Source organism: Tissierella sp. (assembly GCF_052089545.1).
GTDB lineage: Bacteria > Bacillota > Clostridia > Tissierellales > Tissierellaceae > Tissierella_A.
Genome location: NZ_JBQDAA010000247.1, coordinates 1 through 3057, shown reverse-complemented (window position 1 = coordinate 3057; position 3057 = coordinate 1). Strand labels below are relative to the sequence as shown.

Below are 3057 nucleotides of genomic sequence, written 5' to 3'. Positions count from 1 at the left end.
AGTAGGCGAATACGAAAGCCCATCGTTATAAGGGATAGGACTGTTAGGTCTGATTGAAGAGATGACACTATTGTCATAACTAGGGTGGTAACGCGGAAAGTTTTCGTCCCTATAAATAAGCATATGCTTATTTATAGGGACGATTTTTTATTTCTTTAACACTCTTTTTCAATCTTTTCTAATTATCCGCAAAAATATTTTAGGAGGATAAGAAAATGATTAAGAAAAAAATGAGTAAATTAGTATTAGGTCTAGCAGTAGGTAGTGTGCTTCTATCAGGATGTGCAAGTGATAGTAGCAGTTCAAAAGCACAAACAGACAAGTCTGGAGATAAAGAGTTTACAATAGCTATAAGTCAACTTGCAGAACATCCTGCACTTGATGATGCTAAGAAAGGGTTTGAGGATGGTCTTAAAGATCTTGGAGTAAATGCTAAGATAGATTATCAAAATGCTCAAGGCGATATTCCAACTGCAACTACTATATCAAAAAAATTTACAAGAGATGAAGTAGATTTAATATATACTATAGCTACCCCAGCTGCTCAAGCTGCAAAGCAAAGCACTGAGAATATTCCAATACTTTTTAGTGCAGTTACAGATCCTGTTGAAGCGGGTATTTTAGATTCCTTTAAAAAACCTGGTGGAAATATAACTGGAACTTCAGATGAAGCACCGATGGATAGACAACTTAAATTGTTTAATGAGCTTGATCCTTCCATAAAAAAAGTTGGTATTTTATTTAATACAAGTGAGGCAAATTCAGAAATACAAGTAGAAATGGCTAAAGAATTGGCCTCTGACTTTGGACTTGAAATAGTTCCTATGGGAGTTTCAAATATTAATGATATACCACAATCAATGGATTCATTGATTAAAAAAGTTGATGGACTCTACACCATAGCAGACAATATGGTAGCTGATTCAATAGCAGTTATTGCCGAAAAAGCTAACTCAAATAATATGATAACAGTTGCAGCCGAAGATTCTCACGTTAAAGGTGGAATTCTTATAACTGATGGACTAAGCTACTATGAGCTAGGAAAGCAGACAGCTAATATGGCCAAAAGTATATTAATAGATAAAGAGAGCCCTTCTACTATAGAAGTAGAAAAGGCTCAAAATACAAAAAAAGTATTCAATGAAGATACAATGAAACATTTAGGAATTAAAAAAGAAAATATAGCATTTAAAGATGCTACAAAAATTAATCAGTAGTAAAACGGAGGGTCACACATGAATTCACTTATAATCACATCTATAGAACAAGGACTTATATTTGCACTGCTTGCACTAGGAGTGTTTCTAACTTATAAAATACTAGATATAGCAGATCTTTCAGTAGAAGGAACGTTTCCATTTGGAGCATTTGTATTTGCAAAGTTTGTAAGCAGTGGGGTAAATCCAATCATAAGCTCTCTATTAGCTTTTTCTCTTGGAACACTTGCTGGACTTTTAACTGCTACACTTTTTATTAAACTTAAAATAAGACCAATACTTGCAGGAATCTTAACTATGACTATTTTTTATTCTGTCAATTTAAGAACTAATGGAAAATCAAATGTAGCATTGTTCGAATTTGACTCAATATTTGACACTGGAAGCAAACTATTAATTCTAATAATGATAGTTCTAGTTTTAAAAATCTTACTTGATTTGTTTTTAAAAACAGAAACAGGCTATCTTTTAATAGCAACAGGTGACAATGAATCTTTAGTAAAGTCACTTGGACAAAATAGCAATAAATATAAAGTTATAGGACTTATGCTTGCAAATGGATTAGTAGCACTATCTGGAGCTCTCATGGCTCAATATCAAGGTTTTGCAGATATGACAATGGGAAATGGCATTATCGTTATAGCCCTAGCATCAATAATAATAGGAGACACTTTCGGTAAAAACTCAAGAAAAATTAAAAATACTACAAGGGCAATAGCAGGAGCAGTAATTTATAAGATTATAGGTGGAATTGCAATAGATTTAGGTTTAAACCCTCATGATTTAAAAGCAGTTAACGCTATTATAGTAATAATCTTTATAGCATATAATAATATTTCACCAAAAATATTTGGACAAAAAAAGAAAAAAGGAGGAGAAATTAATGCTTAAAATAAACAATTTATCTAAAACATTCAACAAGCAAACTGATCATGAAATAAAGGTGTTTGAAGGTTTTAATTTAGAAATAGAAAAAAATAAATGTACTGCTATAATAGGTTCAAATGGTTGCGGCAAAAGTACCCTCCTTAACATGATTGCGGGAAGTATTATGTCTGACAATGGCCATATAATGTTAGAAGATAAAAATATAGGAAAATTAAAAGAAGAAAGAAGATCTGTTCATATAGGAAGAGTTTATCAAAACCCTTCTATGGGAGTCTCTCCCTCTCTTACTATCCTTGAAAATATGAGTTTAGCAGATAAAAAAAGTGAAAGTTTTACACTTAGAAGACTTGTAAAAAAGAATAGAATACCAGAATATATAAAACTTTTAAAAGAATTAGACTTGGGACTAGAAAATCAACTAAATACTCAAGTCAGGTTTCTCTCTGGTGGTCAGAGGCAGTCTCTTTCACTTGTAATGGCTACAATGAAACATCCAGATTTACTTCTTTTAGATGAGCATACTGCAGCTCTTGATCCTAAAACTTCTTTTGTAGTTATGGAAAAAACTAGAGAAATCATAGAAAAAAATAATATGACAACTCTAATGATATCTCACAATATGAAGGACGCAATAGACTATTCTGACAGAATTATAATGCTTGATAAGGGCAAAGTTATACTCGATAGAGAAAGTAATAGTATCACTGAAGAAGAACTTATGGAAATATATAGACTAAAAATTTCTAGAGATATAGCTTCATAAAATAAGATAAAAAAGATATAGCTAAATTTAGCTATATCTTTTTTATATCTATATGGTCCATTCTCCATGGATTACTCCTACTAAATACCATCCATCATCTTCCTGTTCAAATACAAGTTTTAAACTTTTCCAGTCCATACCACTATACTCTTCTTCAAAGCCTTCAAAATATAATTCTAAAAACTTACC

At 31.6% G+C, this 3057-nt stretch carries 3 protein-coding genes; all 3 read left to right on the top strand.

Annotated features, from left to right (window positions below):
- Positions 1-215 precede the first annotated feature (215 nt).
- The 3 genes from ACTHW2_RS12420 to ACTHW2_RS12410 are packed head-to-tail and all read left to right on the top strand — an operon-like array spanning position 216 to position 2868.
- Complete coding sequence (locus tag ACTHW2_RS12420; protein WP_442264216.1) at positions 216-1217, top strand: ABC transporter substrate-binding protein; 1002 nt, start codon at positions 216-218, stop codon at positions 1215-1217.
- 18 nt (positions 1218-1235) lie between these two features.
- On the top strand, positions 1236-2108 hold the full coding sequence (locus ACTHW2_RS12415) for an ABC transporter permease (RefSeq protein WP_442264215.1): 873 nt from the start codon (positions 1236-1238) through the stop codon (positions 2106-2108).
- On the top strand, positions 2101-2868 hold the full coding sequence (locus ACTHW2_RS12410; protein ID WP_442264214.1) for an ABC transporter ATP-binding protein: 768 nt from the start codon (positions 2101-2103) through the stop codon (positions 2866-2868). Before ACTHW2_RS12415 ends, ACTHW2_RS12410 begins: the two co-directional genes overlap by 8 nt.
- Positions 2869-3057 lie beyond the last annotated feature (189 nt).